Here is a 23,317-nt window from a genome sequence, read left to right as displayed (position 1 = left end):
ACCATCGCGTGAATCGGCGGAAATACGGGAACATCCGCCGTGGTTCTCAGGGCCGTACCTGGATCAACGCGTGCGTCCCGCTCGTCCTCCAGCGCCTTGCCCCGCTCGCGTCGAGCGCCTCCTCGGTCTTCGCGGTCAGGCCCGTGATCACGTCCGACTTGAGGGTGCGCAGGGCGGCGACCGGACCCGGGAAGTACGCGGTGACGTCCGCGAAGGGGGTGGTCGCCGGCCACCGGCGGTCGCCCACCAGGCGACGGTAGTTCAAGTCGCCCTTGAACACGGTGACCGTGGCCGCGGCGAACTCCTCGCGCAGGTCCGCGGGCGCGTCGGAGTACGGCAGCGGGGCGCAGGAGAAGGGGTGGGCGCGGACCGTGACGCGGCCGTCGGCCAGCGCGGCCCACAGCCGGTCGCCGTACGCGGCCGCCGCTGGGCCGGCCGCGACGAGCCGCCGCAGCGCGTCGAGCACGTCGGCGTGGGTGGCGTCGGAGACGTAGTACGGGTACGGCTTGACGTGCAGGACCGCCCGGTCGACGCGGCCCTCGGCGAGGAGGTGCGCGACGAGGAGCAGGTCGGGGACGAGTTCCCGGCCGGCGTTGTCGGCGACGAGGCAGAGGGTGGCCGGACCGCGGGCGCCGGTGCGCGTCGCCGGGAGCAGGGACCAGAGCGCGTCGCCGTCGTCGGCGACGAGCGCCGCCGCCCCGTCCTCGGCGCCGGTGCCGCTCTCGGAGAGGCGGAAGCCGAGGTCCGCGCGGTTGCCCCAGAGCGAGCCGTGCAGCAGCGCCCGGTCCCGCTCGTCGGCGGACAGCCCGTCGAGGCCGTCGAGCGCGGCCAGTTCCGCGTCGGTCTCGGGGGCGTCGAGCTCGGCGAGCTTGGCGGGCCGGAAGGGGTCGATGCCCTGCCAGGGGCCGGGGTCGAAGTAGCCGACGGCGTCGAGGAGCCTGCGGTAGAAGTGGCTCTCGGCCCACAGCCAGGGCACGTCGAACCAGGAGCGGCCGGCGTACTCGCCCATGCCCCAGCCGGCCCAGCGGTCGTGGTCGACGGCCCCGGCACCGGCGGGCAGCGGTTCGACGACGCCGTCGGCGCAGCTCGCGAGCAGCGCGTCGAGGGCGCGCCGCTGTCCGGGGCCGTAGGGGAACCCCTCGCGGACCTGCCCGATGACGGCCGGGTGCCGCTCGGCCAGCACACCGTGCGGGAAGGAACCGGGCTCGTCACCGCGGATGACGGGGGCGGACTCGGCAGGGGTGTCGGGCATGCGCCTCACCGTATCGCGCGCCCCCGCGCGAGCGGCGAAGCCCGCGCTCCCCCGGCAGTCGTGTTCCCTCGGGCGTTCCCTTCCCCCCGCCGTGGTCAGGCCGCGTAGGTCTCGCGTTCCAGGCGGGCGGCCAGGGTGAGGTAGCGCGCGCGTCGGGTGACCGGGACCATGCCCCGGATGATGAGGTACCACATGCCGGCCAGGCGGCGCGGCTGGCGCGCGTCCGGTTCGAGGGTGCCGCTCACGAGGCGGGTGCCGACGATGGAGCAGACGAGGGTGTGGGCGACGGAGTCGACGTCGATGTCGGGGTGCACGTCGGACTGCCGGACGGCGTCCAGCAGGCGGGACGAGGCTATCTCGCGCCACTCGGTGAAGGGGTGCGGCAGCGGCGGGCGTACCGGCACTCCCCCGGTGGCGAGCCGCAGCCCGGCGCGCAGGACCGGGCCCTCCTCGCACAGCCGGGCCATGCCGAACGTGAGGCGCATCAGCGCCTCCAGCGAGGTGTACCCCCGGCCGTCCAGGTCCGTCGCCAGCCGGCGCGAGGTCCTGGACTGCAATTCCATGATCGCGTGGGCGAGGTCCTCCTTCGCCGCGAAGTGGAAGTACAGGGCCCCCTTGGTGACACCGGCGTGGACGACGATCTCGCTCAGGGTGGTCGATTCGTAGCCCTGACGGTCGAACAGGTCGGCGGCGGCCCCGAGAATCGTCGCGCGGGTCTGCTCGGCGCGTAGCTGCCTCGCCATCGGCTGAACTCTCCTGGGCTGGAACTCAACAGGCCGTGCCGCCTGTCTTAACCCCCTGTACACGATATCTCACCGTCGGATCAGCCGGCCTCGCGCCCCGTGGTCCGGGCCCGGCCCGTGCCGTCGCGGCACGGGCCGGGCGGGGTGGCTCAGTTGACGTAGACCGTCTCCGTCCCGTCGGTCACGGGGGCGTAGGTGGCGGTGAAGTAGCCGTTGGCGAAGCAGAGTCCGGAGCCGGACACCTTGGTGAAGTGCTGGTCGGTGAAGGCGATCGAGTTGCCGTCGTTGCTCGCGGTACCGGCGAGGCCGGGGGCCTCGTAGACGCAGTTGATGCTGCCGAGGAGGGTGCGCAGGGCGACCGTGGTCCGGACGGTGGAGCCGCTCGGCGGGGTGACGGCGACGGCGCCGTCGGAGGACACGGTGGTGGTGTAGGGCAGGTTCTGGACCGTGATGGCGTTGACGCCGAGGACGCCGGTGACGTTGCTGGTGCAGCTGGAGCTGTCGAAGGTGTGGGCGGTGAGCGTCTCGGTGGCCGTGCCGGGCGCGGTCGGATTGTCGGTGACCTCGACCGTGAACTGCGAGGACGTGCAGGACACGCCGCTGCTGCCGGTGGCGCTGGAGTGGAACGTGGCGGCGGTGCCGCCGGCCAGGGAGGCGGTGAGGACGTCCCCGACGGCGACCGGTGTGCCGCCGGCCCCGCCGGTGGTGAGGACGGGGGTGTCGGCCGCCGCGGTGCCCGCGACGGCGGGGACCGCCGCGGGGAGGGTCAGCGCGGCGACGGCTGCGGTGAGGGTGAGGAATCGACGGGTGCGCGGAGCGGTACGAGTACGCATGCGGCTGCCTCTTCTCTGAAGTGGGGTTCGTGAAGCAGGGGTGGGCCGGCCGCGGGGACGCGGCCGGGCCGATGCGACGGGTTTCCGGGCGGTGCCGGTGAGCGGTGGGCGCGTGCGCGGCCCGTGGGGTACGGGCCTTGCCCGGAAGGTGCGATGTGCCCCGACGGGGGCGAGGTCCGGTGCTGTCCGGTCCTGTCCGGGGGACAGGACCGGGGGCCGGGAACGCGGACGGGGCCGCGGAAACGGATCCGGCGCCACGGATCCGGGGAAACAGGGACCGTTGTAGACCTGACGGTCAATCAACGTCAATGCTTCGCGCAAGAGTTGGCGCGAACCGTCGCACATTCGCCGGTCCGCGGGGCAGGGAAGGCGGCAGGTGGCACACAACCCCCACTCTTTACTCACACCTTGCTTGACCCTGCGATGTAACCACCGGTAACTTCGCGATTGGCTACTGGTGCGTAACGTGAAAGCCCCTGCACCCGCCGGGAGTTGCCGGGAGGCGTGCGCATCAGCCGCTGTCCGCGCCAGGACAACGTGCCACTGAAGCCCGATCCGCATTCACTATGCCTCTGGGAGCAGACATGGCCTCGTCCCCGGACGTCACCCCGTCCGCCGGCAACACCCCCGAGCCCGGGAGCGGCCCGGAAAGCGTTTCCCCGCCCGAAGCCACCGGCGCCGCCCCCGCGAGACGCGGCCGGGTCCGGCTGCGCCGGGCCGCGGTGCTGGCGGTGCCCGCCGCCGCGGTCACCGCGGGCCTGGCGATCCTCACCGCCCAGGGTGCCCTGGGCGTGCAGTTCGCGATCTCCGGGATGCCCTTCACCGTCACCGCGACGGAACTCGACGGCAAGGGCTTCGCCCAGTTCGGCGGCCTCGACAACATGGCCGAGGGCAGCCCCAACGCGGGGGACACCGGCGGCCAGGTACTGGTCGTCACCTCCGTGATCGAGGAGGCCAAACTCACCAAGCTGTGCCAGAGCGTCGACCTGGGCGGCACCAACCTGCTCATCACCGCGGGCAGCGGGGACACCAGGGTCTCGGCGAAGGACCTGACCACCGACTCCACCGAGCTGTCGGGCGACGCCGCCTTCGACAACATCGAGATCGGCAACGACGCCAGCACGCTGGACAAGGCCGGCCCGAAGGGCCGCGGCCCGATCGGCGTCTTCAGCCAGCAGGCCGACACCGTGCACATCAAGAACCTGCGGCAGACCAACTACGCCACCACGGCCGGGGTCTTCAAGCTGCCCGGCCTGAAGATGCGCTTCAGCGGGTCGGGCTGCTGATGCCCGGCGACCGGCGCGGGGGCCTGCGCGCCGCCTTCCGGGACTGGCGGTCCGGCCGGCCGTTCTGGGGCGGGCTGCTGCTCGCCCTGGCCGGGGCCGAGGTGCTGCTCACGATGAAGGCGTCGCTGAAGGTCGTCCTGCACGTCGGCATGCAGGGCGTGGCCGGCTACCTGCTGCCGGTCGTCATGCTGCTGTGCGGACTGCTGGCCCTGGTCAACCCCTCCCAGCGGCTCTTCTACTCGATCATCGGCGTCCTGGCCTCGCTGGGCACCTGGGTCACGTCCAACCTGGGCGGGTTCATCGTGGGGCTGCTCCTGGGCTGCGTCGGCAGCTGCCTGGTCTTCGGCTGGTTGCCCGACCAGGAGTCCCGCCGCGACCGCCGGCGCCGCAGAAAGGCGGCCCGGGCGGCGCGTACGGCTCCGCCACCGCTGGAGCGGAGGGCGGGCGAGCCCGCCTGACACCGGGGCGGTCCGGCATCCGTGCCCCCGGATGCGACCGGCACCCGTTCCCCCCGACCCGCCCGGCACGCACACCCCTGGTCCACCCGGCACGCACACCACTGATCCCCCCGGCGTCCGGTCCCGGCACGCACCCGGACCCGGACGCCGGGACCACGGGCCCCGGACCGCCCGCGACGCCTGCGCGCGGGCCCACCGGCCCCGTTCATCACGATGCGGCACCGACAACTCACACCTGGTCGCTGGTCACTTGACTACCGGCGCTCACTCACGGTTTGCTCCGGCCAGGCGAGATTCACCCGGTTGGCGCACTGACCCCGCGGCTCCGGTCCCGTCCTCGCTCCGTTCCTCCTGCTCGGCCGTACAGCGAGGTGCCGCACCCCCCATGAGTACAACTCCACCGTCCGCCCCCTCCCCCGGACGTGCCCGCGCCGCGGCGCTCGTCGCGGCCGCCTGCCTGCTCGCGGCCGGCTGCTCCGCACCCGGCGGGGACGGCTCGGCCCCGGACGCGGCGGGCGGACCCGGCGGCGACCGTATGAAGGTCGTCATGGTCACCCACGGCGGCGAGGGCGACGCCTTCTGGGACCGGGTGCGCAAGGGCGCGGAGGCCGCGGCCGCCAAGGACGGCATCGACCTGACGTACGCGGGGGACGCCGACGCCGCCGACCAGGCCGATCTGGTGCGGGACGCGGTCCGCGACAAGGTGGACGGCATCGCCGTCACCCTGGCCAAGCCGCAGGCGATGAAGGGGCCGGTCGCCGAGGCCCGGAAGGCCGGCATCCCGGTGGTCGGCCTCAACTCCGGCATGGACGCGTGGCGTTCCACGGGGCTCCTCGGGTACTTCGGGCAGGACGAGAGCGTTGCGGGCCGTGCCGTCGGCGACAAGCTGAACGACCTCGGGGCGAAGCACGCCCTCTGCGTCATCCACGAGCGGGGCAACGTCGCCCTGGAGGCGCGCTGCGCCGGCGTGAAGAAGACCTTCGAGGGCGAGACGGAGATGCTCTACGTCGAGGGCACCGACATGAAGGCGGTGGGCACCGCCGTCACCGCGCGGCTGCGGCAGGACTCCAGCATCGACGAAGTCGTCATGAACGGCGCGGCGTTCGCGCTGGAGGCGGTCGAGTCGGTCGACGAGGCGGGCAGCGACGCGCACGTCGCCACCTTCGACCTCGACGAGGAGCTGGTCGCGGCGGTCAAGCGCGGGGACGTGCGGTTCGCCGTGGACCAGCAGCCCTACCTCCAGGGCTATCTCGCGGTGGACGCGCTCTGGCTGTACCGCACCAACGGCAACGTCAGCGGCGGCTCAGTGGCACCGGTGCTGACCGGCCCGGCGTTCGTGACCCGGAGCAACGCCGACGCGGTCGCCGGGTTCGCCGCGGACGGCACCCGGTGACCGCGCCCCGCGGGCACGCTCCCCGTACACCCGCCACCCTCCACCACTGATCGCCTAGGACGACGATGTCTGCACGGAAAGGTGCCCGGCGCCGCCTCGGCTCCATACGTCTCTCGCTCATCCTCCTCGCCCTGGTCCCCGGCGTCACGCTCGCCGCCGTGTGGGGGGTGACCACGATCCAGATGTTCTCGGAGGGCCTGCGGCTGCGCGCGCAGACGGAGCTGAGCCGTTCCACCGGCGCCATGGGCACCGAGGCGGCCCTCGCGCTGCAACAGGAGCGCAGCCTGTCGGCGGCCTGGCTGGCCGGGCCGGGCGGCTCCCGGGCCGCCCTGGACGCCCAGCGCGAGCGGACGGACGCGGCGGTCGCCCAGCTCGTCGGCCAGTCCGACGCGATCGAGCGCGCGCCCGACCGGATCTCGGACCGGATGTACTCGGTACTCGGCTCGGTGGGCAGTCTCGAGTACTACCGCAACCAGGTGGACCAGCCCGACGACATCACCCCCGAGCAGGCGCTCGGCCAGTACACCTCGATCATCGACGAACAGATCCACGCCTTCGAGGAACTGTCGCAGGTCGACGACGGCGACCTCACCTCGCAGGCCGGGCCGCTGGTCGCCCTCGAGCACGCGGCCGAGCTGATGTCCCAGGAGGACGCCCGGCTCACCCTGTCCTGGCCGTCCGGCCGGATGGACGAGGAGGAGTGGGCGCAGTTCGCCCAGCTCGTCCACACCCGGCGCTGGCTCGTGCGGGACCAGGTCGTCCCCTCCCTGAGCGGCGACGCCAAGACGCAGACCGAGCGGATCCTCACGAGCCCCGAGTGGCAGACGCTGGAGTCCGTCGAGGACGAGGTGCTGGCGGCTCGCGCGGCGGGCGGGGGCGACCGGATCGACCTGCCGGACGCGCAGCGGCGGTGGACCGGGGCGCTGGCGAAGGTGTCCGACCAGTACGCGGAGCTGATCCGGCAGCAGACCGGCGGACTGCTCGACCGCAGTGCCGAGAACGCGCAGGGGCTGCTGGTCAAGGCGGCGGCCCTGAGCGCGGGCGGCCTGGTCGCCCTGCTGCTGTGCGTCGGCATGTCCTGGCGCATCACCCGCTCGCTGTCCCGGCGGCTGCGCGGGCTGCGGCTGGCGACGCTGAGCCTGGCCGAGGAACGGCTGCCGGACGTGGTGGCCCGGCTGGAGCGGGGTGAGAAGGTCGACGTGGAGTCGGCGACCCCGCCGCTGGACTACGGCCACGACGAGCTCGGGCAGGTGGCCCAGGCGTTCAACACGGCGCAGCGCACCGCCGTACACACGGCCGTCGAACTCGCCGACACCCGGCGCGGCTTCCAGAAGGTGATCCTCGGCATCGCCCGGCAGAGCCAGAACCTCGTCAACATGCAGCTCGGCAGGCTGGACGCGCTGGAACGCGAGCACACGGACCCGGAGATACTGAAAGGCCTGTACGAACTGGACTCCACGGCGAGCCAGTTGCGCCGCTACGAGGAGAACCTGGTCATCATCGCCGGCGAGCAGCCCCGGCGCACCTGGCGCGAGCCCGTCTCACTGGTCGACATCATGCGCAGCGCCGTCGGTGAGGTCGCCCAGTACCAGCGGGTGGAGCTGCACACCGAGGAGGAGGTGGCGCTCGCGCCGCCCGCGGTGGCCGACGTGATCCACCTGCTCGCCGAGCTGATCGACAACGCGACCGCGTACTCCCCCGCTCCCCACCCGGTCGGGGTGCGGGCCGCGCTGGTCGCCAAGGGGCTGGCCGTCGAGATCGAGGACCGCGGGCTCGGGCTGTCGGAGGAGGACTACGCCTCGTTCAACGCCCAGTTGGCGGTGGTCCCGCAGTTCGATGTCGTCGCGCTCGCCGACGACCTCCGGCTCGGCATGTTCGTCGTCGCCCGGCTGGCGCACCGGCACGGCATCACCGTCACGCTGCGCCCCTCGCCGTACGGCGGGACCACGGCGATCGTGCTGATCCCGCACGACATCGTGGTGCGGGAGCCGGCCGACGGAGCCGGCGGGGACGGCGGGGACGGCGCCTTCGGACCTGCCCCGGCGCCCGCCGCCCCGGCGAAGCGGCCCGTCCAGCCCGTGCGACCGGCCCGGACCGCACCCGTGAGCCGTCCCGGCGCCCCCACCCCGGCCCAGGCCCAGACGGCCCCCGCAGACCGGAACGGACTGGCGCCGCTGCCCCGCCGGGTGCCGCAGACCAGCCTGGCCGCAGAGCTGCGCGACGAGGCCCCCGGCACCGCCCAGGACGGTCCGGACGCCGAGCCCGACGCGTACGCCGACTTCACCGCCGAGCGCGCCGCCTCATCCCTCGCCGGCTTCCAGCGGGGCACGCTGCGGGCCCAGGCCGAGGAGACGGACGCCGGGGCCGGGACGGGCCCCGACGCCGGGCCCGGTCCCGATCCCGACGCGCGGGCCCTCTCCTCCCCCACCGACTCGACCTCGAACGCCGACCGACGACCGCCGACGAAGGACACGCAATGACCCGACCCTCCCCCGCCACGCACACCGAGCTGGACCAGCTGCTCACCGGACTCGTGGAGCGGGTCGCCGACGTGAACCAGGCCGTGGTGCTCTCCGAGGACGGACTGGTCGTCAGCAAGTCCACCGGATTCCTGCGCGACGACGCCGAGCGGCTGGCGGCGACCGCGTCGGGCCTGATGAGCCTCAGCAAGGGCGTCAGCATGGACTTCCGCGGCGGCCCGGTGCGGCAGGCGCTCATCGAGATGGCCAACAGCTACCTGATACTCACCTCGGCCGGACCGGGCGCCCATCTGGTCGTGCTGACCGGTCCGGGCGCCGACGTGGGCGTGGTGGCGTACCAGATGAACATGCTGGTGAAGAAGATCGGCGAGCACCTGAGCGCGGCACCGCGGGCCACCGCCAGCCCCGGGGAGTGACGTGACCGGAGGCGACGCCGGGGGCCGGCTCGTGCGGCCGTTCACGCTGACCGGTGGCCGGACCCGGCCCAGCCGCGCCGACTTCACGCTCATCACGACGGTGACCGCCGCCGACCCGCAGCCCGCCCGTGCCGCACGGCCGCAGCCCGAACACCGGCGGATCCTCAGACTGTGCGCCGAGCCGCTGGCCGTGGCGGAGGTCGCGGCCCGCCTCGACCTGCCGGTGAGCGTGGTCGTCATCCTGCTCTCGGACCTGCTGGAGGCCGGCCGGATCACCGCCCGGCCGCCGCACCCGGTCGACCGCGCCACCCCCGACCTGGACCTGCTGCAGAAAGTGAGGGACGGCCTTGGCCGGCTCTGACGGCGCCGTAGAGGCGCCCACGGCACCCGCCTCCGCCCCGGCCGCGCCCGAGGCGGTGAAGATCCTGATCGCCGGCGGTTTCGGCGTCGGGAAGACCACCATGGTCGGCTCGGTGAGCGAGATCGCCCCGCTGCGCACCGAGGAGCCGCTGACGGCGGCGGGGCTGGACGTCGACGACCTCGCCGGGATCGAGGAGAAGCGGGCCACGACGGTCGCCCTGGACTTCGGGCGGATCACCATCGGCCGGGAGCTGGTGCTGTACCTGTTCGGCACGCCAGGCCAGCAGCGGTTCTGGTTCATGTGGAACGACCTGGCGATCGGGGCGCTGGGCGCGGTGGTGCTGGTCGACGTCCGCAGGCCGGAGTCGAGCTTCGCGGCGATCGACTTCTTCGAGCGGCGCGGCATTCCGTTCGTCGTCGGCGTGAACGGCTTCGACGGGCGGCATCCGTATCCGGCCGAGGAGATCCGGGAGGCGCTGGCGCTGCCGGAGCACGTGAAGGTGCTGCTGTGCGACGCGCGGGAGCGGGGCTCCAGCCGGGACGTCCTCATCGCCCTGGTCGACCAGCTGATCGACGCCGCGGCCGGGGCCGCGGCGTCGTGACGGGGCGTACGACGGTCAGCTGAGGCCGGCCGTCTCCAGCCACGCCTTGGCGACGTCCAGCGGGTCCTTCTTCTCCAGTTGCACCTGGGCGTCCAGGTCCAGGAGGGTCTCGGTGTCCAGCTTGGCGGAGACCGCGTTCAGCGTGTCGACGCCCTCCTGGGACAGGCCCTCCTTGTGGACGAGCGGGGTGACGTTCGCGTAGCCGAAGAGGTTCTCCGGGTCCTTCAGGACGACGAACTTCTCCTTGATGATGGTCGGGTCGGTGGTGAAGATGTCCGCCGCCTGCACGGTGTTCTTGGTCAGCGCCGACTGGGTCAGCGGGCCGCCGGCGTCGAGTGCCTTGAAGGACTTGAACTTCAGTCCGTACACGGACTCCAGACCCTTGAGTCCCTGCTGCCGGGTCTGGAACTCGGGCGAGCCGCCGATGACCAACTCCGGCGCTATGTCCTTGAGGTCGGCGAGGGTCGACTCGGCGGTGAGGCCGTGCTTCTTCGCGGTCTCGGCGTTGACGCTGACCGAGTCCTTGTTCTCGGCCGGCGAGGACTCCAGCAGCGTCAGCTTCTTGTCGAGCTTGGCCTTCACCGCCTCGTTGACCGCCTCGGTCGACTGCTGCCCGGCCTCCGGGTCGAGGTAGGCGAGCAGCGCGCCGTTGTACTCGGGCAGGACGGTGACCGAGCCGTTCTTCATCAGACCGTACGTCGTCTCCCGGCTGCCGATGTTGTGCTTGTAGGTGACCTTGAGGCCCTTGGCCTTGAGCGCCTCGCCGTAGATGTCGGCGAGCAGGGTGCTCTCGGCGAAGTTGTTCGAGCCGACGACGACGGTGCCGGCCTCCGCCTTCTCCCCCGCCAGGGGGTTGTCGGAGGTGTCGTCGGAGGAGGAACAGCCCGCGAGCAGCGCCGCCGCGGCGGTGAGCGCGACGGCCGCCGCACCGGTGTGCCTCGTCCTGGACCTGCTGCTCTTCGCGGTAGAAGTCATCCGTCGATCCAAACGAGCCATTCACAGGGCAGTCAAGAACGGCCTGGTTACGGTTTGTTCCACATGGGTGTTCGAAGGCGTCAGCGCCTGCGCACCCCCGGCGACACCACCACTCGCCCCACCGCCCAGAACACCGCGAGCGTGACCAGTGCCAGCAGGGCCACCAGGGTCGCGCCGCCGACCACCTTCTCGTAGTCGCGCTGGTAGAGGCCGTCGATGATGTACCGGCCGACCCCGCCGAGACTGACGTACGCGGCGATGGTTGCCGTCGACACGACCTGGATGGCGGCCGAGCGCAGCCCGCTGAGCACCAGCGGCAGGGCGACGGGCAGTTCGACCCGGAAGAGGATGCCCGACTCGTGCATGCCCATGCCCCGCGCGGCGTCCACCGGGGCGGGGTCGACGGAGCGGACCGCTTCGTACGTGGTCACCAGGATGGGCGGGATCGCGAGCACGACCAGCGGGACCATCACCGGCAGCAGGCCGATGCCCACGGAGACCGCGATGAGCACCAGCAGGCCGAAGCTGGGCAGCGCGCGGGCGGCGGTGGCGACGAAGGCGACGGCGTTGCCGCCGCGTCCGGTGTGCCCGGTCAGCAGTCCGAGGGGCAGCCCGATCGCGGCGGCGATGCCGAGCGCCAGCAGCGTGTACTGGACGTGCTCCAGCAGGCGCCTGGGTATCCCGTCGTAGCCGTGCCAGTGGGCGCCGTCGCTGAAGAAGGCGTTGACGAAGTCGAGGACGTTCACCGGGCGGCCGCCTCCTGGGACTCGGGGAGCGCGGCGGCCTTCTTCGGGCGGCGCCCGCCCTTGCCTCGCGGCATCCACGGCGTCAGCAGGTTGCGGACCAGGACGAGGACCGTGTCGCACAGGATGGCCAGTACGGCGGTGGTGAGGACGGAGTTGACCGCCAGTTCGGGCCGGCCGTACTTCTGCGCGTCCGCGAGCAGGTTGCCGAGGGCGCCCTGGTTGCCGATGAGGGCGCCGACGCTGACCAGGGAGATGCTGGCGGACACGGCCACCCGCAGCCCGGCGAGGATCGCGGGGACGGCGATCGGCAACTGCACCTGGAGGTAGCGCCGTACGGGCCCGAAGCCCATGGCGGTGGACGCGGCAAGCGTCTCCTCGGGCACCGACCGCACGCCGTCGACGATGGCCGGTACCAGCACCACCAGGCTGTAGACGGCCAGCGGGATCATCACCGTCAGCTCGGTCTGGCCGGTGTAGTCGATGAGGACGACGAAGACCGCCAGCGAGGGGATGGCGTAGAACACGGTCGTCACACCGAGCACGGGCGGATACAGCCAGCGGAACCGCACGCAGAGCTGGGCGATGGGCAGCGCGGCCAGCAGCCCGGCGAGTACCGGCAGCAGCGCCTCGCGCAGATGCAGCCCGATCAGGCCGAAGTAGGTGTTGTCGAGGTCGCTCGGGATGTCGAAGAAGCCGTTCACGGGGCGGCCTTCGCGACGTCGGCGGGCCCCACGCCCGCGGCCGGTGCGCCGCCGTCGGCCGCCGCGCGGTGGGCGGTGCGGATCGCCTCGCCGATGCTCTGCTGGGAGGCGACGCCGGTGACCCGTCCGTCGGCGTCCACGGCGACCGCCCAGCCGGTGGGTGAGAGCACCGCGCAGTCCAGGGCGGCCCGCAGCGAGTCGGTGCCGGGCACGAAGGGCCGCCCGTACGGCAGCAGCCGCTCGGCCGCGATGTCGCCGGCGGTCAGGTCCCGCGGCTCGGCCCAGCCCAGCGGGCGGCCCTGCGCGTCGGTCACCAGCAGGTAGCGGGCGTCGGGCGCGGCGAGCTGTTCGGCGGTGGCGTCCACGCGCACGACCGGGCCCGTCGTCAGTTCCAGGCCCTCGGCGGCGAAGAAGGACAGCCGCCGGATGCCCCGGTCGGCGCCGAGGAAGTCCTCGACGAAGGCGTCCGCGGGGTTCGACAGCAGTTCGGCGGGCGGCGCGAACTGGGCGAGCCGGCCGCCGGTGCGCATCACCGCGACCATGGTGCCGAGTTTGATGGCCTCGTCGATGTCGTGGGTGACGAAGACGATGGTCTTGCCCAGCTCGTCCTGGATGCGCAGCAGTTCGTCCTGGAGGCCCTTGCGGACCACGGGGTCGACGGCCGAGAACGGCTCGTCCATGAGGAGCACCGGCGGATCGGCGGCGAGCGCCCGCGCCACGCCGACCCGCTGCTGCTGGCCGCCGGAGAGCTGGTACGGGTACCGCTTGGCGAGGGAGGCGTCGAGCCCCACCCGCTCCATCAACTCCCTCGCGCGCTCCCGGGACTTCTGCTTGCCCCACCCGGTCATGCGGGGCACGGTGGCGATGTTGTCGAGGATCGTCCGGTGCTGGAAGAGACCGGCGTTCTGGATGACGTACCCCATCGACCGGCGCAGCGTGGTGACCGGCTGCCGCTGGAGGTCGGCGCCGTCGAGGGAGATGGTGCCCTCGGTGGGCTCGACCATCCTGTTGATCATCCGCAGGGTCGTCGTCTTGCCGCAGCCCGAGGGTCCGACGAGGACCGTGATCGAGCGGTCGGGTATCTCCAGCGACAACCGGTCGACCGCCACGGTGCCGTCCGGGTACCGCTTGGTGACTGAGTCCATCCGTATCAAAACGCCGAATACCCTTCGGGTGGGCGGAAAGTTATGGCCAGGTCGCTACGGTTCGTTGCCGGGAGAGTCTAGACGTCCGGTGTCACGGAACCGTGGCGATCAGGCGGTGACCGCTTCCTCGGTCTGGGCCGCGGGCGGCCGGTGACGCAGTATGAGCGGGTGGAAAAAGTACGACTCCTCGTGGTGGACGACGACCCGCCCATCGCCGATCTCGTGGCCACGGTCGCCCGCTACGAGGGCTGGGAGGCGGTCACCGCCAACTCCGGCGAGCAGGCGCTGCGACTGGCCGGTGGCTTCCGGCCGGACATCGTGGTGCTGGACCTGATGCTGCCCGACGTCGACGGCTTCGGCGTGCTCGACCGGTTGCGGCGCTCGGGCACGATGGTGCCGGTGGTGTTCCTCACCGCGCGCGACGGGGTGGCCGACCGGGTGGCGGGGCTGACCCGGGGCGGTGACGACTACCTGGTCAAGCCGTTCGCGGTGGAGGAGCTGATGGCCCGGCTGCGGACCGTGCTGCGGCGCAGTGCCGGGCCGGACTTCCAGCGGTCGGTGCTGCGGGTGGCGGACCTGACGATGGACGAGGACACCCGTGAGGTGCGCCGGGGCGGGCGGCGGGTGTCGCTGACGCCGACCGAGTACGAGGTGCTGCGCTATCTGATGCGCAAGTCGCCGACCGTGCTGAGCAAGGCGCAGATCCTCGACCACGTGTGGGAGTACGGCTTCGGCGGCCGGTCCAACGTCGTCGAACTGGTCGTCAGCCGCCTGCGCCGCAAACTGGACGCCGCCGCTGCCGACACCGACGGCGCCGAGCCGCTGATCCGGACCGTGCGGGGCTTCGGCTACGTGATCCGGCAGGCGCCCCGGTGATACGGCGCTGGTGGCGGGCGTACCGGGGACTGCGGCTCGGGACCCGGCTGGCGCTGGGCCTGGGTGTGCTGTCGCTGGTGGTGTTCGCCGTGGTCGGCACGGTGCTGACCGCGTACATGCGGGAGTACCTGGAGCGGCAGCTCGCCGATCAGATGAAGCTGGTGCAGGTCGTGCAGTCCAAGGACGCGGCGGCGCACGGCACGGTGCGGCGCAAGCCGTACTACGGCTGGTACACCGCCGTGTACGACGTCTCCGGCGGCTCGGCGGACCTGCGCACCCCCGCCGAGGTACCGGCGGACAGCCGTGCGCTCACCGCCCTCGCGCAGACGATGGCCCGCTCGGACGAGGACATCACCCGCACCGTGCGGATCGACGGGCACGGTCCCTACCTGCTGCGCGCCTGCGAGGTGGAGCCCGGGGTGGTGCTGGTGAGCGCCGCTCCCATGGGGGACGTCGAGGACACCGTGGAGCAGCTGGTCACCGTGCAGGTGATCGCCTTCGGTCTGGCGCTGCTGGCGCTGGTGGTGTCCGGGCGGCGGATGCTGCGGCGCGGGCTGAAGCCGCTGAGCGACATGGCGAGCACGGCGCACGGCATCGCCTCGCACGATCTGAGCGAGTCCGCCGCCCGGCTGCCGCTCAGGGTGGACGGGCGGGACGGCGGGCGGGAGGTGGCGGAGCTGCGGACGGCGTTCAACACGATGCTGGAGCACATCGACGACTCGCTCGCGGTACGGGCCGAGGCCGAGCAGCGGCTGCGCCGGTTCGTCGCGGACGCCTCGCACGAGCTGCGCACCCCGCTGATGTCGGTGCGGGGCTACGCCGACCTGTTCCAGTACGCGGCGGCCAACGAGCCCGGGGAACGGGACCGGCACCTGGCCCGGCTGCGCGCCGAGGCCGCCCGGATGGGCGTGCTCCTCGACGACCTGCTGCTGCTCGCCCGGCTGGACGCGGCCGAGGTGGAGGCGCCGCTGCGCTGGGAGGACGCGGACCTCACGGAGCTGGTGCGGCAGGCGGCCGACGCCTTCCGCGCCGGTCACCCGGAGCATCCGCTGACCGTGACGACGGGGCCCGCCGTGGTCAAGCTGCGCATGGACCCGCAGCGCATCCGGCAGGTGCTCGACAACCTGCTCACCAACGCGGCCGTGCACACCCCGCCGGGCACGAAGGTGTCGGTCGCGGTGTCGGCGGCGGACGACCGCGTGACGGTGGCCGTCGCCGACACGGGGCCGGGTGTCCCGGCCGCCGACCGGGAACGGATCTTCGACCGCTTCTACCGCGTGGACAAGGCCCGCAGCCGCGACCGGGGCGGCAGCGGGCTGGGGCTCTCCGTCGCCGGGGCGCTGGTGCGGGCGCACGGCGGCACCGTCGCGCTGGGCGGCGGGCCGGGCACGACGGTGTTCACCGTGACGCTTCCGGCCGCCGCCGGCTGAGCGGGCGTCTCAGCTCTCGGTGGGCCGGAGCCGCAGCGAGATGCTGTTGATGCAGTACCGCTGGTCGGTCGGGGTCGGGTATCCCTCGCCCTTGAACACGTGCCCGAGGTGCGATCCGCACCGGGCGCACCGCACCTCGGTGCGCACCATGCCGTGCGAACGGTCCTCGATCAGCTCGACCGCGTCGCTGTCCTTCGGGTCGAAGAAGGACGGCCAGCCGCAGTGCGACTCGAACTTGGTCTGCGAGGTGAACAGGTCGGCGCCGCAGGCGCGGCAGGAGTAGACGCCCTCGGTCTTGGTGTCGGTGTACTCACCGGTGAAGGCGGGCTCGGTGCCGGCCTGGCGCAGCACGGCGTACTCGGCCGGTGCCAGTTCCGCGCGCCACTGCTCGTCCGGCTTCTCGACGTCGTACGACATGAGTCCTCAGCCCCTTACTTCGCCTTGCTCGACAGCTCGTCCAGGATGCGCGGTCCGAGGTCGGTGACGTCGCCCGCGCCCATGGTGAGAACGAGATCGCCGGCCTTCGCCATTCCCGCCACCACCGCGGGCGACTCCGCCTTGTCGTGCACCGGTGTGACGTCGGCGCCCGCCGCGCGGGCCGCCTCGATGATCAGCTCGCTGGTGACGCCCGCGATCGGGTCCTCGCGCGCCGGGTAGATGTCGAGGACGACCGAGGCGTCCGCCAGCGCCAGCGCCTGGCCCATCTCCTTGCCCAGCTCCTGGGTGCGGGAGAACAGGTGCGGCTGGAACAGGACGAGGATGCGGGCGTCGCCGACGGCGGCGCGCATGGCCTCCAGGTCGGCCGTCATCTCGGTGGGGTGGTGCGCGTAGGAGTCGACGACCTGGACGCCGGCCGCCTCGCCCTTGAGCTGGAGGCGCCGCTTGACGCCCGTGTAGGCGGCCAGCGCGGGGGCCAGCTCGGCGGCGGGGACGCCGAGGGCGGCGCCCGCCGCGAGGGCGGCGACGGCGTTGTGGGCGTAGTGGCGGCCGGGGACGGCGACGGTGAAGGTCAGCTCGGCGCCGTCCAGGACTACGGTGACCTCGCTCTTGAGGCCCTGCGGGACGACCGACAGGATGCGCACGTCGGCGTCCTCGGACTCGCCGTACGTCACCGTCCGCACCTTGCCGGACAGGCGTCGGGTCAGCTCCCGGGAGCCCTCGTGGTCGGCGGCGATCACCAGGGTTCCGCCGGGGACGATCCGGCCGGCGAAGGTCTCGAAGGACTCGTAGATCTCGTCCATCGAGGCGTAGTTGGCGTGGTGGTCCAGCTCCACGTTGAGGACGATGGCGACCTCGGGGGCGTACTTGTGGAAGCTGCGGTCGCTTTCGTCGGCCTCGGCGACGAAGATCTCGCCGTCGCCGTGCAGGGCGTTGGAGCCGGGGGCGTCCAGGTCGCCGCCGATGGCGTACGACGGGTTCAGGCCCAGCTGGGACAGGGAGACCGCCAGCATCGAGGTGGTGGTGGTCTTGCCGTGGGTGCCGGCGACGGCGAGCGGGCGCACGCCGTTCATCAGGGCGGCGAGGGCGTCGGAGCGGTGGACGACCGGGATGCCCAGCTCGGCGGCGCGGGCCAGCTCGGGGTTGTCCTCGCGGATCGCCGAGGAGACGACCACGCAGGTGGCGTCGTCGGCGAGGTGCCCGGCCGCGTGCCCGATGTGCACGGTGGCGCCCAGCGCGCGCAGGGCCTCGGCGGTCGCGGACTCCTTGGCGTCGCTGCCCGCCACCGCCGCGCCCCGCTGGGCGAGGATCTTGGCGATGCCCGACATTCCGGCGCCGCCGATGCCGATGAAGTGCGGTCGGTCCATGGCGGTAGGAAGGCCGGGTGCCATGCGCTGTTCTCCCCAGAGGTGCGACGGGTGTCCGTGGGCGGTCTGCCGGTGGGCGCGCCCCCTTCCTTCTGCGCGGGAGCGCGGCCCAAGCCTATGCCTTGCTGTGGGAGAACAGTTTCAGGACCGGCACCCCGACCTTGTGGCGGGCCCGCGAGGCCCAGTCCCGGTGGAAGAACTCCTCCACGTAGTGCGGGTCGGTCAGGACGATCACCTCGTCCGCCCCGATCTCCAGGACCAGGGACTTGAGCTCGTCCAGCGGGTGGTCCTCGATCAGGCGGCCCTCGGCCCGGGCGCCGGACGCGCGCAGGGCGGTGAGGGACACCTCCAGGGCCCGCTGCCCGACGCTCTGCGCCTCCTCGCCCTCCGGGGTCTCGCCCTCCCGGACGGCGTCGTCGAGCTCACCGAGCGCGACGTCGTCGATGGCTCTCAGCAGCCGGTCCGCCTGGTCGCCGCGCGGCTGGAGCAGCACGTGGAAGGCGACCTCCTCGTCCCCGTGCAAGGTGGTGACGAACTCCACGTCGGCGGAGGTCATGGCCTTCTCGATCATCAAAACGCTGGTGAACACCAGGCGCCCCTTCTCCTCCGAGGGCCCGGGGGCCCACCCTTCCGCAGGCCGTATCAGACCCTGCGGAAACCATCCTGCCCCGTGATCGCACGGGTACTGCCGGATTCAGTGTGCCCGTCGCGGACTAACCGGAACGGTAGATTCCGCCGATTCCCGGAAGCGCGGTAACGACCGAACCCCTGTCCGGCCGCCGCCGCCCGCCGCAGTGGGGATACGTCCTAGTCGCGCCGGTACCGGCTGAAGAGGAAACCTTCCTCCTCCAACAGGGACTCCAGGACGAACCGCCGCGGCACCTCGACCGAGGGCCCGCCCGCGATCCGCTGCGCGTCACCCGCGGTCAGCGTCGGCGAGACGGTCAGGCACAGCTCGTCGAGCACCCCGGCCGTGACGAACTGCCCGAGCAGCCGCGGACCGCCCTCGGTCAGCAGCCGGGTGTACCCGAGCTCGACCAGCGCGTCGACGGCGCGGGCCGGGTCCACACCCACGCCGTCACCGGCGGTCACCACCCGCGCCCCGGCCCGCTCGGCGGCCGCGATCCGGTCCGGGGCCGCGGCGGCGCCGGTCAGGATCAGGGTCGGCACCAGCGGCGAGGTGTACAGCGGAAGCGAGAAGTCCAGCTCCAGGCTGGCGCTGACCACGGCGATGGCCGGCACGGGGCGCTGCCCGGCCGCCAGGCGCAGCTCCGCGAAATCGGCGCGCGGGCGGGCCGGGCGGTACCCCTCCTGGCGTACGGTCTCGGCGCCGGCGATCACGACGTCCGCCAGCGCGCGCAGGGTGCCGAAGACGCGCATGTCGGCGGCGCCGGAGATGGGCTGGGAGCGGCCGTCGTGCTGGGCCGCGCCGTCGAGGGTGGAGACCATGTTGGCCCGCAGCCAGGCGCCCGTCCCCGTCCGCCCGTCCGGCTCGGGGTAGGCGTAGGCGGCGGCCAGCTCGGCCAGGCTCCACTCCCGGTCGGTCCCGTCGGGCAGGGGGCCGGATGTCTGATCGGTCACATCGGTCACGAGGGCGGGGAACAGGCGTCGCATGCGGTGCAGTGTTCCACGCGCGGGGTTGCCGAACCGTGCGACGGTTCCGGCGCCCGGCCGCAGGCAGCCCCCCGTATCCGCAGGCCGGTGCCGTGTCGTGGCCCGGCGTGCGGGCCGGGGGCGGGGTGGGACGCGCGGTCCGGCGCCCACGGGGTGCCGCCGCGCCCACCCGTGCCGCCCTGGGGGCACCTCGCAGGCCGTCAGGCACGGGGGGAGGCACGATTGCCCGCGGGAGCCGAGAGCCCTCCCTCTCTCCAGCCGGCCCCCCTCCGAACAGGCCCTACCATGGACAACCGTGTCGCCCTCCTCGCCCTCCCCCGGCTCCCCCGCCCCCGGCTCCACTCCGATAGCCGGGACGGCCCCCGCGCCGCTCTCCCTGTGCGCCCGCGAGCCCCACGTCCCCGCGGAGCGTCTGGTCGCCGAGATGGTGCCCCCGCCCCGCTTCGACTCGGTCCGCTTCGGCACGTACATCCCGGACCCGAACCAGCCCAGCCAGAGCGAGGCCGTCCGGGTCCTGGAGGGCTTCGCGGCCGGTCTGGGCGCGAGCCCCGCCGCCACGGGCAGGCGCGGCTTCTTCGGCTTCGGCCGGGGCAAGGCGCCGAAGGCCCCCGCCGGCCCCCGCGGCGTCTACCTCGACGGCGGCTACGGCGTCGGCAAGACCCACCTGCTGGCCTCCCTGTGGCACGCCACCCCGGCGGAGCCGGAGCGCAAGGCGTTCGGCACCTTCGTCGAGCTGACCAACCTCGTCGGCGCCCTCGGCTTCCAGCAGACCGTGCGGACCCTCTCCGACCACCGCCTCCTGTGCATCGACGAGTTCGAGCTCGACGACCCCGGGGACACCGTCCTCGTCTCAAGCCTGCTCGGCCGGCTCGTGGAGGCCGGCGTCGCGCTCGCCGCCACCTCGAACACGCTGCCGGGCAAGCTCGGCGAGGGCCGCTTCGCCGCCGCCGACTTCCTGCGCGAGATCCAGGGCCTGTCCGCCCACTTCCGCGCCCTGCGCATCGACGGCGAGGACTACCGCCACCGCGGTCTGCCCGAGGCGCCGGCGCCGTACTCCGACGAGCAGGTCACCCGCGCGGCGCGGGCCACCGAGGGTGCCTCGCTGGACGACTTCCCCGCGCTCCTCGACCACCTCGCCCGCGTCCACCCCAGCCGGTACGGCGCGCTGACCGACGGTGTCGCGGCCGTCTGCCTGACCGGGGTGCGCCCGGTGCCCGACCAGTCGACGGCGCTGCGCCTGGTCGTGCTGGCCGACCGGCTGTACGACCGCGAGGTGCCCGTGCTGGCCTCCGGGCTGCCCTTCGACCGGCTCTTCGGCGAGGAGATGCTCAAGGGCGGGTACCGGAAGAAGTACTTCCGGGCGATCTCCCGGCTCACCGCGCTGGCCCGGGACGCGGCCCCCCTGGCCGACACGCCCTGAGGACCCGCCGAGCAGCCAGTTCCCGCCAAAGCAGCCGCCATTTTCGGGCTCTCTGCAACCCGTAACTCCCCGTTAACCCTGCAAAGCTCTTTGCAGGGTTAACGTGTTTCTTGACCGCGCATTGACCATGCGTTTGCCGGGCATTGACCATGTCCCGGCATATACCAGCGGCAGGAACTGCCTGGAAGGGGGCGCATGTTCCGAGGCACGACGGCCCGGACCGTGGTTCCGCTCCTCGCCGCCGTCCTGTTCGCGCTCCAGTTCTTCGCTCCCACCGCTTCCTTCGCATCCGCGTATACGAACGGTGAAGCCGTGGCCCATGCCCGCGCCGGAACCACCGCCTCCGACGCGACGCCGTACGACGAGACCGTCACCTGCCACGAGGCCGGCCGTCCGGGCGGGCCGACCACCGCCCCGCGCGTCCGCGACCGCCACCGCGGCGCCGCCGCGCCCCAGCCCGACACCCCTCAGCGCCCGCTGCCGCGGCACGCCGCCCCGGGGGTGCCCGGACCCGTCGTCTCCGGCCGCGGGGCCGAGCACCGTCCCAGATTCGCGACGGACCACTCCCCCGCGGCGCTGCAGGTCTTCCGCTGCTGAGGGACCGGTCGGCTCACCCCCACCTCTGTCCTGACCGTCCGACGCGCCCCCACGGCGCGCCAGGAGGAACAACCGCATCATGCAGCCCCTCATCGACAACGCCCGCACGTTCGGACAGCGCCCTGAGGAGTTCGCCGGGCACGCCGAAGGCCAGTCGCCCGAAGTCCTGTTCATCACCTGCTCCGACTCCCGGGTCGTACCGGCCCTGATCACCGGAGCCCGGCCCGGCCAGCTCTTCGAGCTGCGCACCGCCGGCAACATCGTCCCGCCGTACGGCGCCGGGCACCCATCCGGCGAGGCGGCCACCGTCGAGTACGCCGTCGAGGTCCTCGGCGTCTCGGACATCGTGGTCTGCGGCCACTCGCACTGCGGCGCCGTCGGTGCCCTGGTACGCGGGGACGACCTGACCGCCGTACCCGCCGTCCGCGACTGGCTGGCCGAGGCCGCGGACGAACCGAAGCCCAGCGATCCCGCCGACCCGACGGTCGCCGAGGCCGTCCAGCACCACGTCCTGTCGCAGCTGCTGCGCCTGCGCTCCTACCCGTGCGTGGAACGGCGGCTGACGGAGGGCCGGCTGCGGATGCACGGCTGGTACTACGAGGTCCACACCGGGGTCGTACGCGCACACCGGGCGGACACCGACGCGTTCGAGACGCTGTGAGCGCCGCCATGTCCTCCATATCCCACAAGTTCCCGCATCTGCGGCAGGACTTCACCGCCTCGCTCGTCGTCTTCCTGGTCGCCCTCCCGCTGTGCGTGGGCGTGGCCGTCGCCTCCGGCGTCCCGGCCGAACTCGGCCTGGTCACCGGGATCGTGGGCGGTCTGGTCACCGGATTCCTGCCGGGCAGCAGCCTCCAGGTGTCCGGTCCGGCCGCGGGCCTGACCGTGCTGGTCTTCGGCGCGGTCGACTCGTACGGGCTGGCCGCCCTCGGCGTGATCGTGCTGGCCACCGGGCTGATCCAGCTCGCGATGGGCGCCCTGAGGCTCGGGCGCTGGTTCCGGGCGATCTCCCTGTCGGTCGTCGAGGGCATGCTGGCCGGCATCGGCCTGGTGCTCATCGCGGGCCAGCTGTACTCGGCGGCCGGGCTCCAGGCGCCCTCCTCCGGCATCGACAAGCTCACCGGGCTGCCCGGAGCCGCCGCCGACGCGCTGGGCAGCACCGAGGCGCTGACCTCGCTCGCCCTCGGCGCGGGCACGGTGGCGGTGATGGTGCTGTGGAAGCGGCTGCCGAAGCGGGCGCAGACCGTGCCGGGCGCGCTGGCCGCCGTCGGCCTGGCCACGGCGGTCACGGCGGCGTTCGGGCTGTCGGTCGCGACCGTCGAGGTCAGCGGCCTGCTGGACGTGATCCAGCCGCCCGGCGCCGACGCCTTCGGCGAGCTGGCGAACGTGGGCCTGCTCGGCACGATCGTCGCCTTCACGCTGATCGCGTCGGCGGAGAGCCTGTTCAGCGCCGCGGCGGTGGACCGGCTGCACAAGGGTCCGCGTACCGAGTACAACAAGGAGCTGATGGCGCAGGGCGCGGGCAACACGGTGTGCGGCGTCCTCGGCGCCCTGCCGATGACCGCGGTCATCGTGCGCAGTTCCGCCAACGTCAGCGCGGGCGCGCGCACCAAGGCGTCCCGGGTGATGCACGGCGTGTGGCTGCTGCTGTTCGCGGCGCTGCTGCCGTCCGTGCTGGCCCTGATCCCGCTGCCCGCGCTGGCGGGCATCCTGGTCCACGCGGGCTGGAAGCTGATCCCGTTCCGCGGCATCGTGCCGCTGTGGCGCGACCACCGGGGCGAGGCACTGATCCTCGTGGTCACCGCCGTGTCCATCGTCGCGGTGAACATGTTCGAGGGCGTGCTGATCGGTCTGGCCCTGTCCGTGGTCAAGACCGCCTGGGAGGCCTCGCACCTCAGGCTGGAGGTCGTCGACAAGGGTGCCGGTCCGGTCCAGGCGCACCTGACGGGCAACGCGACCTTCCTCAGGCTGCCGAAGATCCTGGAGAGCCTGGAGGCGCTGCCGCAGGACCGGCCGGTCGAGCTGGACCTGTCCCGGCTGCACCACCTGGACCACGCCTGCCGCACCGCGCTGGAGAACTGGGCCGAGCGGCACAGCGCCACGGGTACGGACCCGGTGAAGGTCACCGAGCCGGCGACGGCGGCCGTGTAGTCCCGTCGATGCGCGGGAGGTCCGGTCCGGGGCA

At 72.8% G+C, this 23,317-nt stretch carries 24 protein-coding genes; 13 read left to right on the top strand and 11 right to left on the bottom strand.

The window, feature by feature from the left end:
- Positions 1-46 precede the first annotated feature (46 nt).
- The 3 genes from M6G08_RS18220 to M6G08_RS18210 all read right to left on the bottom strand — a co-directional run bounded on the left by M6G08_RS18220 (position 47) and on the right by M6G08_RS18210 (position 2,828).
- A complete protein-coding gene (locus tag M6G08_RS18220; RefSeq protein ID WP_272588215.1) occupies positions 47-1,252 on the bottom strand; it encodes a damage-control phosphatase ARMT1 family protein in 1,206 nt (401 codons plus the stop codon).
- A gap of 95 nt (positions 1,253-1,347) precedes the next feature.
- Positions 1,348-1,995 (bottom strand): ScbR family autoregulator-binding transcription factor, encoded by a 648-nt coding sequence (locus M6G08_RS18215; protein WP_272588214.1) that lies wholly within the window; start codon positions 1,993-1,995, stop codon positions 1,348-1,350.
- 149 nt (positions 1,996-2,144) lie between these two features.
- Complete coding sequence (locus tag M6G08_RS18210; RefSeq protein WP_272588213.1) at positions 2,145-2,828, bottom strand: Tat pathway signal sequence domain protein; 684 nt, start codon at positions 2,826-2,828, stop codon at positions 2,145-2,147.
- 584 nt (positions 2,829-3,412) lie between these two features.
- On the opposite strand from M6G08_RS18210, the gene M6G08_RS18205 reads away from it, so the two are divergent.
- The 7 genes from M6G08_RS18205 to M6G08_RS18175 all read left to right on the top strand — a co-directional run bounded on the left by M6G08_RS18205 (position 3,413) and on the right by M6G08_RS18175 (position 9,823).
- Complete coding sequence (locus tag M6G08_RS18205) at positions 3,413-4,114, top strand: DUF6230 family protein (protein WP_272588212.1); 702 nt, start codon at positions 3,413-3,415, stop codon at positions 4,112-4,114.
- The gene (locus tag M6G08_RS18200; protein ID WP_272588211.1) at positions 4,114-4,572 is read left to right on the top strand and encodes a DUF6114 domain-containing protein; all 459 of its coding nucleotides are present in this window, start codon (positions 4,114-4,116) and stop codon (positions 4,570-4,572) included. The genes M6G08_RS18205 and M6G08_RS18200 overlap by 1 nt, the downstream gene beginning before the upstream one ends.
- Before the next feature lie 385 nt (positions 4,573-4,957).
- Positions 4,958-5,965, top strand: a complete 1,008-nt coding sequence (locus tag M6G08_RS18195; RefSeq protein WP_272588210.1) for a substrate-binding domain-containing protein — start codon at positions 4,958-4,960, stop codon at positions 5,963-5,965.
- Between the two features lie 65 nt (positions 5,966-6,030).
- The gene (locus tag M6G08_RS18190) at positions 6,031-8,445 is read left to right on the top strand and encodes a sensor histidine kinase (protein ID WP_272588209.1); all 2,415 of its coding nucleotides are present in this window, start codon (positions 6,031-6,033) and stop codon (positions 8,443-8,445) included.
- Positions 8,442-8,861, top strand: coding sequence for a roadblock/LC7 domain-containing protein (locus M6G08_RS18185; protein ID WP_272588208.1), 420 nt, complete (start codon positions 8,442-8,444; stop codon positions 8,859-8,861). The genes M6G08_RS18190 and M6G08_RS18185 overlap by 4 nt, the downstream gene beginning before the upstream one ends.
- 1 nt (position 8,862) lies before the next feature.
- Complete coding sequence (locus M6G08_RS18180) at positions 8,863-9,222, top strand: DUF742 domain-containing protein (protein WP_272588207.1); 360 nt, start codon at positions 8,863-8,865, stop codon at positions 9,220-9,222.
- Positions 9,209-9,823: a GTP-binding protein gene (locus M6G08_RS18175; protein ID WP_272588206.1), complete on the top strand. Its 615-nt coding sequence runs from the start codon at positions 9,209-9,211 to the stop codon at positions 9,821-9,823. Before M6G08_RS18180 ends, M6G08_RS18175 begins: the two co-directional genes overlap by 14 nt.
- A 15-nt stretch (positions 9,824-9,838) precedes the next feature.
- On the opposite strand, the gene M6G08_RS18170 is transcribed toward M6G08_RS18175, so the two are convergent.
- The 4 genes from M6G08_RS18170 to M6G08_RS18155 all read right to left on the bottom strand — a co-directional run bounded on the left by M6G08_RS18170 (position 9,839) and on the right by M6G08_RS18155 (position 13,399).
- Positions 9,839-10,798 (bottom strand): ABC transporter substrate-binding protein, encoded by a 960-nt coding sequence (locus tag M6G08_RS18170; protein ID WP_272588205.1) that lies wholly within the window; start codon positions 10,796-10,798, stop codon positions 9,839-9,841.
- A gap of 80 nt (positions 10,799-10,878) precedes the next feature.
- The gene (locus tag M6G08_RS18165) at positions 10,879-11,544 is read right to left on the bottom strand and encodes an ABC transporter permease (protein ID WP_272588204.1); all 666 of its coding nucleotides are present in this window, start codon (positions 11,542-11,544) and stop codon (positions 10,879-10,881) included.
- Positions 11,541-12,245, bottom strand: coding sequence for an ABC transporter permease (locus M6G08_RS18160; protein ID WP_272588203.1), 705 nt, complete (start codon positions 12,243-12,245; stop codon positions 11,541-11,543). The genes M6G08_RS18165 and M6G08_RS18160 overlap by 4 nt, the downstream gene beginning before the upstream one ends.
- A complete protein-coding gene (locus M6G08_RS18155; protein ID WP_272588202.1) occupies positions 12,242-13,399 on the bottom strand; it encodes an ABC transporter ATP-binding protein in 1,158 nt (385 codons plus the stop codon). Before M6G08_RS18155 ends, M6G08_RS18160 begins: the two co-directional genes overlap by 4 nt.
- Positions 13,400-13,558: 159 nt before the next feature.
- On the opposite strand from M6G08_RS18155, the gene M6G08_RS18150 reads away from it, so the two are divergent.
- The gene (locus M6G08_RS18150; RefSeq protein ID WP_272588201.1) at positions 13,559-14,266 is read left to right on the top strand and encodes a response regulator transcription factor; all 708 of its coding nucleotides are present in this window, start codon (positions 13,559-13,561) and stop codon (positions 14,264-14,266) included.
- Positions 14,263-15,696 carry a sensor histidine kinase gene (locus tag M6G08_RS18145; protein WP_272588200.1) on the top strand — a complete coding sequence of 478 codons (1,434 nt, stop codon included), beginning with the start codon at positions 14,263-14,265 and terminating at the stop codon, positions 15,694-15,696. The genes M6G08_RS18150 and M6G08_RS18145 overlap by 4 nt, the downstream gene beginning before the upstream one ends.
- 9 nt (positions 15,697-15,705) lie before the next feature.
- Here the strand turns inward: M6G08_RS18145 and msrB are convergent, their stop codons facing one another.
- The 4 genes from msrB to M6G08_RS18125 all read right to left on the bottom strand — a co-directional run bounded on the left by msrB (position 15,706) and on the right by M6G08_RS18125 (position 19,115).
- A complete protein-coding gene (msrB, locus tag M6G08_RS18140; RefSeq protein WP_272588199.1) occupies positions 15,706-16,113 on the bottom strand; it encodes a peptide-methionine (R)-S-oxide reductase MsrB in 408 nt (135 codons plus the stop codon).
- A gap of 14 nt (positions 16,114-16,127) precedes the next feature.
- Positions 16,128-17,525: a UDP-N-acetylmuramate--L-alanine ligase gene (gene murC / locus M6G08_RS18135; RefSeq protein WP_272588198.1), complete on the bottom strand. Its 1,398-nt coding sequence runs from the start codon at positions 17,523-17,525 to the stop codon at positions 16,128-16,130.
- Positions 17,526-17,616: 91 nt separating this feature from the next.
- Entirely contained in the window at positions 17,617-18,090 is a 474-nt protein-coding gene (locus M6G08_RS18130; protein ID WP_272588197.1) for an indole-3-glycerol phosphate synthase, read from the bottom strand.
- 218 nt (positions 18,091-18,308) lie between these two features.
- Positions 18,309-19,115 carry a pyrimidine reductase family protein gene (locus tag M6G08_RS18125; protein ID WP_272588196.1) on the bottom strand — a complete coding sequence of 269 codons (807 nt, stop codon included), beginning with the start codon at positions 19,113-19,115 and terminating at the stop codon, positions 18,309-18,311.
- A gap of 295 nt (positions 19,116-19,410) precedes the next feature.
- Here M6G08_RS18125 and zapE point away from each other — a divergent pair, with 295 nt between their 5' ends.
- The 4 genes from zapE to M6G08_RS18105 all read left to right on the top strand — a co-directional run bounded on the left by zapE (position 19,411) and on the right by M6G08_RS18105 (position 23,283).
- Positions 19,411-20,535 (top strand): cell division protein ZapE, encoded by a 1,125-nt coding sequence (gene zapE / locus M6G08_RS18120; protein WP_383142244.1) that lies wholly within the window; start codon positions 19,411-19,413, stop codon positions 20,533-20,535.
- A gap of 195 nt (positions 20,536-20,730) precedes the next feature.
- Positions 20,731-21,132, top strand: a complete 402-nt coding sequence (locus tag M6G08_RS18115) for a hypothetical protein (RefSeq protein WP_272588195.1) — start codon at positions 20,731-20,733, stop codon at positions 21,130-21,132.
- Positions 21,133-21,211: 79 nt separating this feature from the next.
- A complete protein-coding gene (locus M6G08_RS18110; protein ID WP_272588194.1) occupies positions 21,212-21,793 on the top strand; it encodes a carbonic anhydrase in 582 nt (193 codons plus the stop codon).
- Between the two features lie 8 nt (positions 21,794-21,801).
- Positions 21,802-23,283 (top strand): SulP family inorganic anion transporter, encoded by a 1,482-nt coding sequence (locus M6G08_RS18105; protein ID WP_272588193.1) that lies wholly within the window; start codon positions 21,802-21,804, stop codon positions 23,281-23,283.
- The last annotated feature ends 34 nt before the right edge of the window (positions 23,284-23,317 follow it).

The sequence above is a fragment of the Streptomyces sp. M92 genome, assembly GCF_028473745.1.
Taxonomy (GTDB): Bacteria; Actinomycetota; Actinomycetes; order Streptomycetales; family Streptomycetaceae; genus Streptomyces.
The sequence above is the reverse complement of the archived record's forward strand: the minus strand, read 5'-3'. Positions and strand labels throughout refer to the sequence as shown.

Bases quoted from the DNA above. Each gene is read 5' to 3' on its own strand.
- M6G08_RS18115 (WP_272588195.1), top strand. From the start codon at position 20,731: ATGTTCCGAGGCACGACGGCCCGGACCGTGGTTCCGCTCCTCGCCGCC.
- M6G08_RS18190 (WP_272588209.1), top strand. From the start codon at position 6,031: ATGTCTGCACGGAAAGGTGCCCGGCGCCGCCTCGGCTCCATACGTCTC.
- M6G08_RS18210 (WP_272588213.1), bottom strand. From the start codon at position 2,828: ATGCGTACTCGTACCGCTCCGCGCACCCGTCGATTCCTCACCCTCACC.
- M6G08_RS18185 (WP_272588208.1), top strand. From the start codon at position 8,442: ATGACCCGACCCTCCCCCGCCACGCACACCGAGCTGGACCAGCTGCTC.
- M6G08_RS18195 (WP_272588210.1), top strand. From the start codon at position 4,958: ATGAGTACAACTCCACCGTCCGCCCCCTCCCCCGGACGTGCCCGCGCC.
- murC (WP_272588198.1), bottom strand. From the start codon at position 17,525: ATGGCACCCGGCCTTCCTACCGCCATGGACCGACCGCACTTCATCGGC.
- M6G08_RS18170 (WP_272588205.1), bottom strand. From the start codon at position 10,798: ATGACTTCTACCGCGAAGAGCAGCAGGTCCAGGACGAGGCACACCGGT.
- M6G08_RS18125 (WP_272588196.1), bottom strand. From the start codon at position 19,115: ATGCGACGCCTGTTCCCCGCCCTCGTGACCGATGTGACCGATCAGACA.
- M6G08_RS18215 (WP_272588214.1), bottom strand. From the start codon at position 1,995: ATGGCGAGGCAGCTACGCGCCGAGCAGACCCGCGCGACGATTCTCGGG.
- M6G08_RS18220 (WP_272588215.1), bottom strand. From the start codon at position 1,252: ATGCCCGACACCCCTGCCGAGTCCGCCCCCGTCATCCGCGGTGACGAG.
- M6G08_RS18110 (WP_272588194.1), top strand. From the start codon at position 21,212: ATGCAGCCCCTCATCGACAACGCCCGCACGTTCGGACAGCGCCCTGAG.
- M6G08_RS18205 (WP_272588212.1), top strand. From the start codon at position 3,413: ATGGCCTCGTCCCCGGACGTCACCCCGTCCGCCGGCAACACCCCCGAG.
- msrB (WP_272588199.1), bottom strand. From the start codon at position 16,113: ATGTCGTACGACGTCGAGAAGCCGGACGAGCAGTGGCGCGCGGAACTG.
- M6G08_RS18200 (WP_272588211.1), top strand. From the start codon at position 4,114: ATGCCCGGCGACCGGCGCGGGGGCCTGCGCGCCGCCTTCCGGGACTGG.
- M6G08_RS18105 (WP_272588193.1), top strand. From the start codon at position 21,802: ATGTCCTCCATATCCCACAAGTTCCCGCATCTGCGGCAGGACTTCACC.